We start from the raw sequence: 13,622 nt of genomic DNA on the forward strand, positions 1-13,622 counted from the left end.
TTGAATTTTTGTATTTGATTTTTTTCGGAATATCCGCATTGTTATACTTTATATTATTAATAGTAAAAAAGAAGAATTTTGAAATTGTCGGAATGGCTTTCCTGTTTGGAACCTTCACGCAAATGTTATTAGGATATTTAATTTTGAGACCAATTTTAGAAAGCAAGTCTGAAGAAGTCGAGATTGAAAAAATCAATTTTTTTATAACATTTATTTTATTTTTGTTATTTGAAACGCTTTTAACTGTCCGATTATTAAATGAAAAGCGTTAAAATAACGATTCTGTAAAACAAGGTTCAAAAATAATTTTTCATATCCTTTTGAATATTAATAAAAAATGTACCTTTGCACCAAATTTTAGAAACGTAAAAAAAATAAGATTTTTAACAGATATGGTGATTTCCAACAAACCGCTCAAATTTATTCTTGCCGCTTTAGTAGCTTGTTCTCCAGTAATGAGTTTTGCAAATTCAGAGAATGACTCAACGCATGTGCAAAATGAGATAGCTCATGAAGAGAAAGTAGTTTCGCATAACACTCCTGCGGAAGGAGAGCATGTAGCTCTTGATCCGAAAGCAAAAGTGGATGCTTTTATCGATCATCACTTACAGGATTCTCACGATTTTGTTTTCTTTTCAGATGAAAAGGAAAACAAACATTATGGTTTCCCATTACCAGTTATTCTTATTGACGGAGGTTTGAAAATTTTTTCATCTTCAAAATTACACCACGGTGAAGCAGTTGCAGAAGTTGACGGAAACTTCTACAAATTAGTTCACGGTAAAATTTACAAAACAGATGCTGCCGGCACAATTAACTTTAATGAGCACGGACATCCTGAAAACGAAAAGCCACTAGATTTTTCGATTACAAAAAATGTAGTGTCAATGCTTTTTGTTTCAGTTCTATTATTTATAATGTTTACTGGTTTAGCAAGATCATATAAAAAAGGACCAATTCCAACTGGATTTGGAAGAGTTTTAGAACCGCTTATTATTTTTATCAGAGACGAAATTGCTGTTCCTAATATAGGTGAGAAAAAATACAGAAAATATATGGGTTACTTATTAACTGTATTTTTCTTTGTGTGGCTGTTAAACTTATTAGGTATGACTCCGCTAGGAATTAACGTAACAGGAAATATTGCAATTACAGTTTGTTTGGCTGCCTTTACTTTTATTATTACGCAATTTAGTGCAAACAAAGATTATTGGGGACACATTTTCTGGATGCCAGGAGTTCCTGTTCCAATGAAAATCATTTTAGCTCCAATAGAAATCTTAGGAACATTAACAAAGCCATTTGCATTATTAATTCGTTTGTATGCAAACATTACTGCAGGTCACGTCGTAATTATGAGTTTAATTGCAATGATTTTTGTTGGTAAAAATTTAGCTGCAGATTTGCCAATCTCTTTAGGATTAACATTATTTATTTCGGTTATCGAAGTTTTAGTTGCATTTTTACAGGCTTTCATTTTTACAATGTTATCATCATTGTTTATTGGTATGGCTGTTCAAGATCATGATCACGCACATCATCACGAAGATGAGACTGCAATCATTTAATTAGAAGTTTAATTTTATATATATAAATACTTATGGGAACAATTCCAACTTTAGTAGGTGCAGGTTTAGTAGTAATCGGTGCAGGTTTAGGTTTAGGTAAAATCGGTGGATCTGCTATGGACGCGATTGCTCGTCAACCAGAAGCTGCTGGTAAAATTCAAACTGCGATGATTATTATCGCGGCTTTATTAGAAGGTTTAGCATTCGCTGCTTTAATCTTAGGAAAATAATAAAGAGAGAAATAACAACATCTTTAACGGTTGGTTAAAGGTGTTGTTACTTTTAAAAAATGAAATTAAATATTTAATATAGTTATAAAATGGATAAGTTAATTAACGATTTTTCATTCGGTTTATTCTTTTGGCAAGCTTTAATCTTGTTGGTTTTGATTTTACTTTTAGTAAAATTCGCTTGGAAACCAATTATGGAATCTATTACTGCAAGAGAAGAAGGTATTAAAAACGCATTGCTTTCTGCTGAAAATGCAAAGAGAGAAATGGAAAACCTACAAGCTGATAATCAAAGAATTTTGAATGAAGCTCGTGCAGAACGTGACGCGATGTTGAAAGAAGCTCGCGAAATGAAAGAGAAAATGATAGCTGATTCTAAAAACGAAGCACAAGTGCAAGGTCAAAAAATGATCGAGCAGGCTAAAGCTGCTATCGAAAGTGAAAAAAATGCTGCAATGGCTGAATTGAAATCACAAGTTTCAACTTTATCATTAAGCATCGCTGAAAAATTGTTGAAAGAAGAATTATCTAACAAAGAATCTCAAACTAAATTAGTAGAGAAAATGTTAGGTGACGTAAAGTTAAACTAAGATTATGGCAAGTACAAGAGCAGCAATTCGTTATGCAAAAGCAATTCTAGACTTAGCAAACTCTAAAGGTGTTGCCGAAGCTGTAAACAACGATATGAAGTCAATTGCTTCGGCAATTGAAAACAATTTAGAATTGAGTACCTTTATCCAAAACCCAACTACAAAGGTTGAAGTTAAAGAGAGTGCTCTTTTAGAAGTTTTTGCAGATGTAAATGGCGTAACTAAAGGTTTATTTCATTTATTATTTGAAAACAAAAGATTCGAAATTCTAGAAGCAATTGCATTAGAATATAAAAAATTATTTGATGAAAGTAATGGCGTTGAGGTAGCAATAGTTACTACAGCTATACCTATGGATGCTGCATTAGAAGCTAAAGTTTTAGCAAAAGTGTCAACATTATCAGATAAAAAAATAACAATAGAAAATATAGTAGATCCATCAATCATTGGAGGATTTATTTTAAGAATAGGTGATCAACAATACAACGCTTCTGTTGCAAACAGATTACAAGTATTAAAAAGAGAGTTAAGTAATTAGTTTTATTACACATAAAAGTGTCTAAATTATAAATTAAGATGGCGGAAATCAAACCTGCTGAAATTTCAGCAATATTAAGAAAGCAAGTAGAAGGTTTTGAATCTGGTGCTACGCTAGAAGAAGTAGGAACAGTACTTCAAGTTGGAGATGGTATTGCTCGTATTTACGGGCTATCGAATGTACAATATGGTGAGTTAGTTGAATTTGATAACGGACTTGAAGCTATTGTATTGAACCTTGAAGAAGACAATGTTGGTGTGGTATTGTTAGGACCATCAACAGGAATCAAAGAAGGATCAACAGCAAAAAGAACACAACGTATTGCATCTCTTAAAGTAGGTGAGCAAATGGTAGGACGTGTAGTAAACACTCTTGGTTTTCCAATTGATGGAAAAGGACCAATTGGTGGAGACTTATACGAAATGCCTTTAGAAAGAAAAGCACCTGGAGTTATCTTCCGTCAGCCAGTAACTGAGCCATTACAAACAGGAGTAAAAGCAGTTGATGCTATGATCCCAGTTGGTCGTGGTCAGCGTGAGCTTGTAATTGGTGACCGTCAAACAGGTAAATCAACTGTTTGTCTTGATACAATCTTAAATCAAAAAGAATTTTACGATGCAGGAAAACCTGTATTCTGTATATATGTTGCAATTGGGCAAAAAGCTTCAACTGTAGCAGGAATCGCTAAAATGTTAGAAGAAAAAGGTGCAATGGCTTATACAGTTATTGTTGCAGCTAATGCTTCTGATCCAGCTCCAATGCAAGTTTATGCTCCTTTCGCAGGTGCTGCAATTGGAGAATACTTTAGAGATTCTGGTCGTCCAGCTCTTATCGTTTATGATGATTTATCTAAACAAGCTGTTGCTTACCGTGAGGTTTCTCTTTTATTAAGAAGACCACCGGGACGTGAGGCATATCCTGGAGACGTTTTCTACTTACACTCTCGTTTATTAGAGCGTGCTTGTAAAGTAATTGCAGATGACGGAATTGCTAAAAACATGAACGATTTGCCAGATTCTATCAAGCCTATCGTTAAAGGTGGCGGTTCATTAACTGCTTTGCCAATTATCGAAACTCAAGCTGGTGACGTTTCTGCATATATCCCAACAAACGTAATTTCGATTACAGATGGTCAGATTTTCCTTGATGGAGATTTGTTCAACTCTGGAGTGCGTCCTGCGATCAACGTAGGTATTTCTGTATCTCGTGTTGGAGGTAATGCTCAAATTAAATCAATGAAAAAAGTTTCTGGAACTTTAAAATTAGACCAAGCTCAATTCCGTGAATTAGAAGCTTTCGCTAAATTTGGTTCTGATCTTGATTCTGTTACTTTAAACGTAATTGAAAAAGGAAAAAGAAACGTTGAAATCTTGAAACAAGGTTTGAACGATCCTTATACAGTAGAAAATCAAGTTGCTATTATTTACGCTGGTTCTAAAAACTTATTAAGAAACGTTCCTGTAAATAAAGTAAAAGAATTTGAAGCAGATTTCTTAGCTTACTTAAACAGCAAACACAAAGATACGCTTAATGCGTTGAAGGCTGGGAAGTTAGATGATAACATTACTGATGTTATTGAAAAAGCAGCAAAAGAAATTTCAGCAAAATATATCTAATTAGATAATTCGTTAATTAGATAATTAGAAAATTTCTTGAGAGACTTTCTAATTATCTAATTTTCAAATTGTCACATTTTTTAATTAACAAATGGCAAATTTAAAGGAAATCCGTAATAGAATTACTTCCGTTTCATCGACGATGCAGATTACATCGGCTATGAAAATGGTTTCTGCTGCAAAGCTTAAGAAAGCACAAGATGCAATCACTGCAATGCGCCCTTATGCCGAGAAATTAACGGAGTTGCTGCAAAATCTTTCTGCTACACTTGAAGGTGAAGTTGGAGGAGATTACACAACACAACGTGAAGTAAAAAAAGTATTGCTTGTAGCGATAACTTCTAACAGAGGTTTATGTGGTGCATTTAATACAAATGTAATTAAAGAGATTAAAAGCCGTACTGAGTTTTACGCTGGAAAACAAGTTGACGTTTTTGCTATTGGTAAAAAAGGAAATGATGTTTTAAGCAAAACTCATAAAGTTCACGGTCATCATAATGCAATTTTTGATCATTTGACTTTTGAAAATGTTGCTGGAATTGCTGATAATTTGATTGAGAAATTTTTAGCTGGAGAGTACGACAAGATCGAAATAATCTACAATCAGTTTAAAAATGCTGCGACTCAAATTGTTCAGACTGAGCAGTTTTTACCGTTAGCTCCAATTAAATCTGACGTAGCAGCTACTGCTGGAGATTATATTTTTGAGCCTTCAAAAGAAGAAATTGTATTGACTTTGATTCCAAAATCATTAAAAACACAATTGTACAAAGGTATTCGTGATTCATTTGCTTCAGAACATGGAGCACGTATGACAGCTATGCACAAAGCAACTGACAACGCAACTGAATTAAGAAACCAATTGAAATTGACATACAATAAAGCACGTCAGGCTGCAATTACTAATGAGATCTTAGAGATCGTTGGTGGAGCAGAAGCCTTAAACGGATAATACTTTATTACAAAAAGCAAAAGAGCCGACAATTAATAATTGTCGGCTCTTTTTAATATATAGTAGTTTAGTTTTTTCAAGTGTAACTTATAAAATGGTGATTCCCAATTTACCCAAAAACTGAGAATCAATACCATTTTATAAAATTAATGAACAGATTTATCACCTCTGTAATGCTTTGTCTTTTATGGGAACAAACTAGCTTTATTAGTCCCAATGCTCTGTTTTTTTGAGGGTTACATTTCAGCAGAATCAATCCCTTTTGCTTTGTCTTTTATGGGAACAAACTAGCTTTATTAGTCCCAATGCTCTGTTTTTTTGAGGGTTACATTTCAGCAGAATCAATCCCTTGTGCTTTGTCTTTTGTGGGAACAAACTAGCTTTATTAGTCCCAATGCTTCGCTTTTTTATAAGGGTTGTATTTTAGCTTTTCTCAATCCCTGTGAAGCAAATTTAAGAAGAGACTGTTAAAGAAATGTTATATAATTTTTAGCCTCGATTTATATATTTCACATGTGTAAGTTTTTTGCTATAATAACAAATGAAAAAATTAAGTATTTTTGATGTCTATTTTTAATACAATGAAACTGCAAATACAAGAACTTACTACTATTGAAGAAATGATTTCTCAGATTGAAACCATGAGATTTCTTTATCCAAACCTATCTGTTGAAAAATACAAATCCTTTCTCTTAGACATGGTACCGCGCAACTATATTCAGATTGGAGTTTTTGAAGATGGTGTATGTTTAGGAATAACAGGGTGTTGGTCTTCTACTAAATTATGGACAGGCAAATATCTTGAAATTGATAATTTTGTTGTAAATCCCCAACACCGCTCTAAGGGAATTGGAAAATTGCTGACAGATTATATTGAGCAAAAGGCTTTAGATTTAGACTGCAGCAGTATCGTTTTAGATGCTTTTACGGCAAATTTTGCTGCTCACCGCTTTTATTACAATCAAGGTTATGGCCCAAAAGGTTTTCATTTTGTGAAAATTTTAGATGAAAAGAAATTGACACAATAAAAAAGAGACCTAAGTTTTTTTTATTGAACCAGCAAAAGCAATAATAAACCAAAGAATTGGTTATTTTTGTTTTACGAACTTTATTATAAAATTATTTTGGGATTATATAAAAATCTATTCAAACAGACTGCGATTTATGGACTAGCAACGGTTTTACCAAGAATGCTTAGTTTTTTATTGGTCAGATTATATACAGATATCTTGCCAACCGCAGAGTACGGCGAAGTTTCGATTGTTTTGTCTTGGATGGTTTTCTTTAACGTCGTGCTTTCGTACGGAATGGAAACAGCCTTTTTTAGATTTTACAGTGCCGAAGAAGACAAGAAAAATGTAATTGCAACCTCGACAATTTCGATATTTTGGTCGTCTATTATTTTCTTATTTGCTGCTTTAATTTTTAGAAACACATTGGCAAGTCTTGCCGAGGTAGACGTACAGTATATTACATATTCGGTTTGGATTTTAGTTTTAGATGCTTTGGTTTTGGTACCTTTTTCTAAATTAAGAGCCAATCAGAGACCCATGGTTTATGCAGCCATAAAAATTGGAAATGTCATTATCAATCTATTATTAAATGTGTTTTTCTTAATGTACCTGCCTAAACTTGCAGCTTCAAATCCTAATTCGGTTTGGGATAATTTGTATGTTGAGAATTTCCAAATTGCCTATATTTTCATAGCAAATCTATTAGCTAGTTTAGCGACTTTTGTGGTGCTTTCGCCAAATTACCTTTCACTCGGAAGAAAATTTGATCCAGTACTTTGGAAAAAAATGATGAAATATGGTCTGCCAATTTTGATTGCCGGACTTGCATTTGCAGTAAATGAACATTTTGATAAAATTCTTTTAGGATATCTGCTTCCTGAAAATCTTGCAAAATCTGAAGTTGGAGCTTATTCTGCTTGTTACAAACTGGGACTTTTTATGGTTTTGTTTGCAACAGCTTTTAGATTAGGAATAGAACCGTTCTTTTTCAGCCATGCTAAAAATGAAAATGCCCCTCAAACATATGCTGTTATCACAAAATATTTTGTCATTCTTGGTTCCTTAATTTTATTAGGTGTAATCGTTTTTGCAGATGTTTTGAAATTTTTATTACTGCATGATAAAGCCTATTGGGAAGCTATGAAAGTAGTACCGCTAATTATTTTGGCAAACTTCTTTTTAGGAATTTACAACAACTTATCGGTTTGGTATAAATTAACAGATAAAACAAAAATTGGAGCTTACATTTCAATTGTCGGCGCCATTGTAACATTGGTTTTAAATTATCTTTTAATTCCAAAATACAGTTATTACGGTTCTGCAATTGCAACTATTTCAGCTTACGGAAGTATGATGTTAATCTCATATACTTTGGGAAACAAATATTATCCAATACCGTATGATATGAATAAAATTGGAGCTTACTTAGGAATTTCAATCGCATTTTCGGCTATTTCTTTTTACGGATTTAGAGAAAATTATTTCGTTGGAATACCGTTATTATTAGGCTTTATGTATTTTGTTTATCATAATGAAAAAGCGACAATCAAAGGAATTATGAATAGAAAGTAATAGTACTTTTTAATCTTTAAAATAAAAAATGAAAATACAAATTATCAATAAATCACAACACGATTTACCAAATTACGAGACAATTGCTTCGGCAGGAGTGGATTTACGCGCCAATTTGACTGAAGCTATAACGTTAAAACCATTAGAAAGAACCATTGTAAAAACAGGACTTTTTATTGAATTGCCAATTGGCTACGAAGCGCAGGTAAGGCCAAGAAGCGGATTGGCAGCAAAAAAAGGTGTTACCGTTTTAAATTCTCCTGGAACTGTAGATGCTGATTACAGAGGTGAAATAGGTGTGATTTTAGTAAATTTATCAAATGAAGAATTTGTAATCGAAAACGGAGAAAGAATCGCACAATTAATTATCGCTAAACACGAAAGAGCAGAATGGATGGAAGTAGAAGTACTTTCTGAAACTTCAAGAGGCGAAGGCGGTTTTGGAAGCACTGGCGTAAAATAGTTTTCAGTCTCAATTTTCAGTTTTTACCGATTTAAAATTGTACTTAAAAAGTTGAACTAACCAAACTGAAGATTTTAAATCTTCTATATAAAATACATTACATGAAAATAATCGTTCCAATGGCGGGTCGCGGATCGAGACTTCGTCCACATACTTTAACAGTTCCAAAACCATTAATTCCGGTTGCTGGAAAATCTATAGTACATCGTTTAGTCGAAGACATTGCCAAAATATTAAAAGAACCAATAGAAGAAGTTGCTTTTATTTTAGGCGACGCCGCTTTTTTTGGAGATGATCTAGTTGAAAGTTTAGAAGAATTGGCAGGAAGTTTAGGTGCAAAAGCATCTATTTACCGCCAAGATTTGCCTTTAGGAACAGGTCACGCTATTATGTGTGCAAAAGAATCTTTGTCAGGACCAGCTGTAATTGCTTATGCAGACACTCTAATCAGAGCTGATTTTGAATTAGATCCTGCAGCAGATGCCGTAATTTGGGTAAAACAAGTAGAGCAGCCAGAAGCTTTTGGTGTTGTAAAATTAAATCAGAATAATGAAATCATAGAATTGGTTGAAAAACCAAAAGAGTTCGTTAGTGATTTAGCGGTTATTGGAATTTATTATTTCAAAGAAGTTGGCGATTTGAAAAAAGAACTTCAAGGTGTTTTGGATAATAATATTCAGAATGGAGGAGAATATCAAATTAATGACGGAATAAAAGCCATGATGGCAAACGGTAAAGTCTTTAAAACTGGAAGCGTTGACGAATGGATGGATTGCGGAAATAAAGATGTTACTGTAGAAACAAACACCAGAATGTTAGGCTTTTTGCACAACGACGGCGAACATTTAGTAGACTATGATGTAACGCTAGAGAACTCAACAATTATTCCTCCTTGTTATATTGGAGAAAATGTAGTGTTGAAAAATGCAACCGTAGGACCAAATGTTTCACTAGGAAAAGGATGCCATGTTATTGACAGTTCAATTAAAAACAGCTTAGTTCAGACTTATTCTCAAATAAAAAATGCTAACTTAGACAATGCTATGATCGGAAATCACGTTAGTTATGATGGTAAAGGTACTAGCATTAGTATTGGTGATTATTCAGTTGTAGAATAAAAATAAGTTTCGACTGATTCTTTTTGGTTTAAATATGAAATTATAAAAGAATGAAAAAAAGGGTATTACTAATTTTATTTTTTGCTTTTATTGGCAATTCAGCTTCGGTTTTCGCACAGACAGAACCGGAAGATATTGCTATGGCAACCGATGAATATCAGGACTCCTTTTATGAATCTTTAAAACAAAAAGGAATTGAGAATTACGATAAAGCTATTGTATCATTAGAGAAGTGTATCAAACTAAAACCTAATGACGCCGTTGCTTATTTTGAATTAGGGAAAAATTATTTGTCATTAAAAGAATATCAAAATGCTCAAAGCGCATTTGAAAAAGCGACGCAGTTAAATCCTAAAAATAAATGGTATTGGCTCGGAATTTATGATGTAAGTTATGAAACTAAAAACTATCCTTTAGCAATAGAAACGATTCAAAAAATCATTCCGTTTGACGAAGAATATAAAGATGATTTGATTTCGTTATATATGATTACAAATCAATATGACAAAGCGCTTTTGACGATTAATGAAATGAATGATAAATTCGGAAAATCAGAAGATCGCGAAAGATATAAAACACAAATTTTATCTCAGGGAAAATATCAAAATGCAGAAGCTTCAAATTTAATTGAGCAGATTAAGAAGAATCCAAAAGAAGAATCGAATTATGTTAATCTGATTTTTTTATATTCAAAATCAGAAGAAACAGATAAAGCGTTAGATGTTGCAAAACAATTGGCGAAGGAAATTCCGAATTCTGAATGGGGACAAGTAAGTTTGTTTAAAGGATATTTAGATGCCAGTCAAGCTGATAAGGCGATTAAATCGATGAATGTGATTTTGTCAAGTTCAAAAATAGATTCAAAAATTAAACACCGCACACTAAATGAGTTTTTGATTTATGTGAATAAAAATCCGCAGTATGCGTCAGATTTAGAAAAAGCGATTGCTTATTTTGATAATGATAAAGAAGTTGATGTTGCAAAAGAAATTGGTAAATTTTATCACAGCAAAGGTCAGTTTGAAAATGCTATTAAATATTATGAAAAAGATTTAAAAGCAAATTCAGATACAGATCGTGAAACGAACTTGCTTTTGCTTGAAGCCTATACGCAGGCAAAACAGTTTGAACCAATGACAAAAAGAGCGATGAACATGATTGAAGTTTATCCGAGCCAGCCTCAATTTTATTATTATGCAGGTTTGGGAAGCAATCAGTTAAAACAATTTAAAAACGCAAAAACCGTTTTAGAAATGGGACTCGATTATGTTGTAGACGATAAAAAGCTCGAAGCAAATTTTAACATTCAACTAGGAGAGGCTTATAATGGGTTAGGAGATGCCAAGAAAAAAGAGGAATACTTTTTGAAGGCTAATGAGTTATTAAAACAAAAAAAGTAAAGGAGAGCATTCAGATGAAAAAATATATAGTTATATTAATAATGTCAGTGGTTATGATTTCTTGTAAATCAAAAGCAGTCGCTGTACAAAACAACAATAAAGCAGAAGCACCAACAAAAGAAGATAAAAAAGCGGTAGAGAAACATTACGATAATAAATTAGACTTCAAGACATTATACATAAAAGCAAGCGCTAAATATGTTGATGAAAAACAAAGTCAAAACGTTACAGCTGAAATTAGAATTGAAAAAGACAAACAGATTTTAGTTAGTGTTCGTTTCCTTGGAATTACAATGGCAAAAGCATTGATTACGCCAACTGCGGTAAGTTATTATGAAAAAATAAACAGTACCTATTACGAAGGCGATTTTACTAGTTTAAGTAAATGGCTTGGAACAGAATTAGACTATAGTAAAGTTCAAAATTTATTAGTTGGAGAAGCATTAGATGATTTAAGAAAAGGAAAATATACACAGACTATTGTTGAAAATCTTTTTCGTTTAGAAGATGAAAAAGACGATAAACTAAAAAAGACATTTTATTTAGATTCAGATAAATATTTGTTGCAGAAAGAAGAGATTTCTCAGCCTGCTGAAAACAGATTGTTGAAGATTTCTTATGCAGACAGTAAAACTTTTGATCAAGGAATACTTCCTACAAGCATCGAAATTAATGCAATTCAGCCAAAAGGGAAAACGGATATTAATTTAAATTACAACAATATTTCATTTAACGAAGAACTTTCTTTTCCATATAGCGTTCCTGGTGGTTATAAAAAAGTTATAATTAAGTAAATTTGCAAAAAGAAAACACACACATGCCAAAATTTCTCCTAAGCCTAATTTTTATATGCGCCACAACTTTTATGTGGGCACAAGATTCGCAACAAGAAAAACTGGAACAGCGAAAAGCTCAGATTCAGCAGGAAATTAGAGATAACGAAAAAATGCTGCAGTCTGTAAAGAAAAAAGAAAAATCGGCTGTAAATGTTTTTTTAATTCAGGCGAATAAAATTAAGCTGAAAGAAAAACTGATTAATACAACGGCAAAACAAGAAAAACTTTTAAGCAACGACATGTATATTAACCAAGTTCAGGTTAATAAACTAAAAAAAGAACTTACAGTTTTAAAACAAGATTATTCTAAAATGATCTTGAAATCATACAAAAGCCGTTCTGAACAAAGTAGAGCAATGTTTATTTTGTCATCAGAGAGTTTTTTACAAGCTTATAAAAGAGCACAATATTTAAAACAATATACAACTTTTAGAAAAAATCAAGGTTTAGAAATTCAATCTAAATCGGCACAATTACTTGATTTTAATGCAAAATTAGACGGACAGAGACAAGTTAAGAAAAAGATCATTGCAGAAAATCAGAAAGAAAAACAAAGCTTAGAAGTTGAAAAGAAGGAACAGCAAAAACTGGTTAATGCAATCAAAAAGGATAAAAACAAAATTATTGCTGATACAAAAAGCAAGCAGGCAGAAGCAAAAAGAATTGACAGACAAATCGATCGTTTGATTCGTGAAGCCATTGCAGAAGCAAATAGAAAAGCAGCTGCAGAAAAAGCAAAAGATAATCCTGGTTCAACAGCAACGGTGACAGCAGTTTCGTCATCTAAAATTGCATTAACTCCAGAAGGTAAAATTTTGGCGGCTGATTTTAAAGCAAACCGAGGAAAATTGCCTTGGCCGGTAGAAAAAGGATTTGTTTCGTTAAAATATGGAAATCAGCCACATCCGCTTTATCCAGATTTAACGGTTCACAATTCTGGTGTAGAAATTACGACAGAGCAAGGAGCAAATGCACGCGCAGTATTTGAAGGTGAGGTTTCGACAGTTATGGTTTTATCTCCTGTCAATAGAGCAGTCGTTATTCAGCATGGAGATTATTTTACCGTATATCAAAATTTAAGTCAGGTATTTGTAACTAAAGGCGATAAGGTAAACATCAAACAAAGTATCGGAAAAGTGAGAACCAGTGGTGATTCTGGAAAAACAATCATTAAATTCTTGATTCTTCAAAATACAACAAACAGCGATCCTGAAGGATGGCTTCAAAACAGATAATCAAAAGGGAGCTAATTTTAGCTCCCTTTTTTATTGCAATTGCAATTGTTGAATGTGAAATTGCAGCGATTGAATTTAAAAATAGTATTTTTGCACTATGGAAACAAATAGACAGAAAAAAATAGGCGGTGTCATCCAAAAAGATTTGGTTGATATTTTGCAAGGTGAAGTGCGAAAAAACGGAATTAATAATTTGGTAATTTCGGTATCCAAAGTTAGTGTTACTTCAGATTTATCTGTGGCAACAGTGTATTTAAGCATTTTTCCTCAAGATAAAGCGAAGGAAACACTAGAAGGTATAAAATCAAATACAACCTTAATTAAACACGATTTATCGCAGCGTGTTCGTTTGCAATTGCGTCGTGTACCAAACTTGGTATTCTTTATTGATGACTCTCTTGATTATATCGAGAAAATTGACAACGCTTTATCAAACAGAGAAAACCCAATTGAAAACCGTGATCTTTTAGAAAAAAGAAGAAAATCATAAA

At 32.8% G+C, this 13,622-nt stretch carries 14 protein-coding genes; all 14 read left to right on the forward strand.

The window, feature by feature from the left end:
- The first annotated feature begins 392 nt into the window (after positions 1-392).
- The 14 genes from atpB to rbfA all read left to right on the forward strand — a co-directional run bounded on the left by atpB (position 393) and on the right by rbfA (position 13,621).
- Positions 393-1,568 (forward strand): F0F1 ATP synthase subunit A, encoded by a 1,176-nt coding sequence (atpB, locus tag IRZ83_RS06470; protein ID WP_029271391.1) that lies wholly within the window; start codon positions 393-395, stop codon positions 1,566-1,568.
- A 32-nt stretch (positions 1,569-1,600) separates the two neighbouring features.
- A complete protein-coding gene (atpE, locus tag IRZ83_RS06475; protein WP_008465835.1) occupies positions 1,601-1,798 on the forward strand; it encodes an ATP synthase F0 subunit C in 198 nt (65 codons plus the stop codon).
- A gap of 89 nt (positions 1,799-1,887) precedes the next feature.
- Positions 1,888-2,388 (forward strand): F0F1 ATP synthase subunit B, encoded by a 501-nt coding sequence (locus IRZ83_RS06480; protein WP_029271392.1) that lies wholly within the window; start codon positions 1,888-1,890, stop codon positions 2,386-2,388.
- Positions 2,389-2,392: 4 nt separating this feature from the next.
- On the forward strand, positions 2,393-2,926 hold the full coding sequence (gene atpH / locus IRZ83_RS06485) for an ATP synthase F1 subunit delta (protein ID WP_029271393.1): 534 nt from the start codon (positions 2,393-2,395) through the stop codon (positions 2,924-2,926).
- A 38-nt stretch (positions 2,927-2,964) separates the two neighbouring features.
- Positions 2,965-4,542: a F0F1 ATP synthase subunit alpha gene (atpA, locus tag IRZ83_RS06490; RefSeq protein WP_029271394.1), complete on the forward strand. Its 1,578-nt coding sequence runs from the start codon at positions 2,965-2,967 to the stop codon at positions 4,540-4,542.
- Between the two features lie 91 nt (positions 4,543-4,633).
- On the forward strand, positions 4,634-5,494 hold the full coding sequence (gene atpG, locus IRZ83_RS06495; protein WP_029271395.1) for an ATP synthase F1 subunit gamma: 861 nt from the start codon (positions 4,634-4,636) through the stop codon (positions 5,492-5,494).
- Between the two features lie 581 nt (positions 5,495-6,075).
- Positions 6,076-6,522 carry a GNAT family N-acetyltransferase gene (locus IRZ83_RS06500; RefSeq protein WP_194567617.1) on the forward strand — a complete coding sequence of 149 codons (447 nt, stop codon included), beginning with the start codon at positions 6,076-6,078 and terminating at the stop codon, positions 6,520-6,522.
- A gap of 96 nt (positions 6,523-6,618) precedes the next feature.
- Entirely contained in the window at positions 6,619-8,079 is a 1,461-nt protein-coding gene (locus IRZ83_RS06505; RefSeq protein ID WP_029271397.1) for a lipopolysaccharide biosynthesis protein, read from the forward strand.
- A gap of 28 nt (positions 8,080-8,107) precedes the next feature.
- Positions 8,108-8,542, forward strand: a complete 435-nt coding sequence (gene dut, locus IRZ83_RS06510) for a dUTP diphosphatase (protein ID WP_194567619.1) — start codon at positions 8,108-8,110, stop codon at positions 8,540-8,542.
- Between the two features lie 101 nt (positions 8,543-8,643).
- The gene (locus IRZ83_RS06515) at positions 8,644-9,660 is read left to right on the forward strand and encodes a sugar phosphate nucleotidyltransferase (protein WP_029271399.1); all 1,017 of its coding nucleotides are present in this window, start codon (positions 8,644-8,646) and stop codon (positions 9,658-9,660) included.
- 50 nt (positions 9,661-9,710) lie between these two features.
- Positions 9,711-11,060, forward strand: a complete 1,350-nt coding sequence (locus tag IRZ83_RS06520; RefSeq protein ID WP_194567621.1) for a tetratricopeptide repeat protein — start codon at positions 9,711-9,713, stop codon at positions 11,058-11,060.
- 14 nt (positions 11,061-11,074) lie between these two features.
- The gene (locus IRZ83_RS06525; RefSeq protein ID WP_194567623.1) at positions 11,075-11,854 is read left to right on the forward strand and encodes a DUF4292 domain-containing protein; all 780 of its coding nucleotides are present in this window, start codon (positions 11,075-11,077) and stop codon (positions 11,852-11,854) included.
- Positions 11,855-11,877: 23 nt separating this feature from the next.
- A complete protein-coding gene (locus IRZ83_RS06530) occupies positions 11,878-13,131 on the forward strand; it encodes a murein hydrolase activator EnvC family protein (protein ID WP_194567625.1) in 1,254 nt (417 codons plus the stop codon).
- A 97-nt stretch (positions 13,132-13,228) separates the two neighbouring features.
- Positions 13,229-13,621 carry a 30S ribosome-binding factor RbfA gene (gene rbfA, locus IRZ83_RS06535; protein ID WP_029271403.1) on the forward strand — a complete coding sequence of 131 codons (393 nt, stop codon included), beginning with the start codon at positions 13,229-13,231 and terminating at the stop codon, positions 13,619-13,621.
- Position 13,622 lies beyond the last annotated feature (1 nt).

This window comes from Flavobacterium sp. JLP, from assembly GCF_015350755.1.
Lineage (GTDB): Bacteria > Bacteroidota > Bacteroidia > Flavobacteriales > Flavobacteriaceae > Flavobacterium.

Bases quoted from the DNA above. Each gene is read 5' to 3' on its own strand.
- IRZ83_RS06520 (WP_194567621.1), top strand. From the start codon at position 9,711: ATGAAAAAAAGGGTATTACTAATTTTATTTTTTGCTTTTATTGGCAAT.
- atpE (WP_008465835.1), top strand. From the start codon at position 1,601: ATGGGAACAATTCCAACTTTAGTAGGTGCAGGTTTAGTAGTAATCGGT.
- dut (WP_194567619.1), top strand. From the start codon at position 8,108: ATGAAAATACAAATTATCAATAAATCACAACACGATTTACCAAATTAC.
- atpA (WP_029271394.1), top strand. From the start codon at position 2,965: ATGGCGGAAATCAAACCTGCTGAAATTTCAGCAATATTAAGAAAGCAA.
- IRZ83_RS06515 (WP_029271399.1), top strand. From the start codon at position 8,644: ATGAAAATAATCGTTCCAATGGCGGGTCGCGGATCGAGACTTCGTCCA.
- atpB (WP_029271391.1), top strand. From the start codon at position 393: ATGGTGATTTCCAACAAACCGCTCAAATTTATTCTTGCCGCTTTAGTA.
- IRZ83_RS06480 (WP_029271392.1), top strand. From the start codon at position 1,888: ATGGATAAGTTAATTAACGATTTTTCATTCGGTTTATTCTTTTGGCAA.
- atpH (WP_029271393.1), top strand. From the start codon at position 2,393: ATGGCAAGTACAAGAGCAGCAATTCGTTATGCAAAAGCAATTCTAGAC.
- IRZ83_RS06530 (WP_194567625.1), top strand. From the start codon at position 11,878: ATGCCAAAATTTCTCCTAAGCCTAATTTTTATATGCGCCACAACTTTT.
- rbfA (WP_029271403.1), top strand. From the start codon at position 13,229: ATGGAAACAAATAGACAGAAAAAAATAGGCGGTGTCATCCAAAAAGAT.
- IRZ83_RS06500 (WP_194567617.1), top strand. From the start codon at position 6,076: ATGAAACTGCAAATACAAGAACTTACTACTATTGAAGAAATGATTTCT.
- IRZ83_RS06525 (WP_194567623.1), top strand. From the start codon at position 11,075: ATGAAAAAATATATAGTTATATTAATAATGTCAGTGGTTATGATTTCT.
- atpG (WP_029271395.1), top strand. From the start codon at position 4,634: ATGGCAAATTTAAAGGAAATCCGTAATAGAATTACTTCCGTTTCATCG.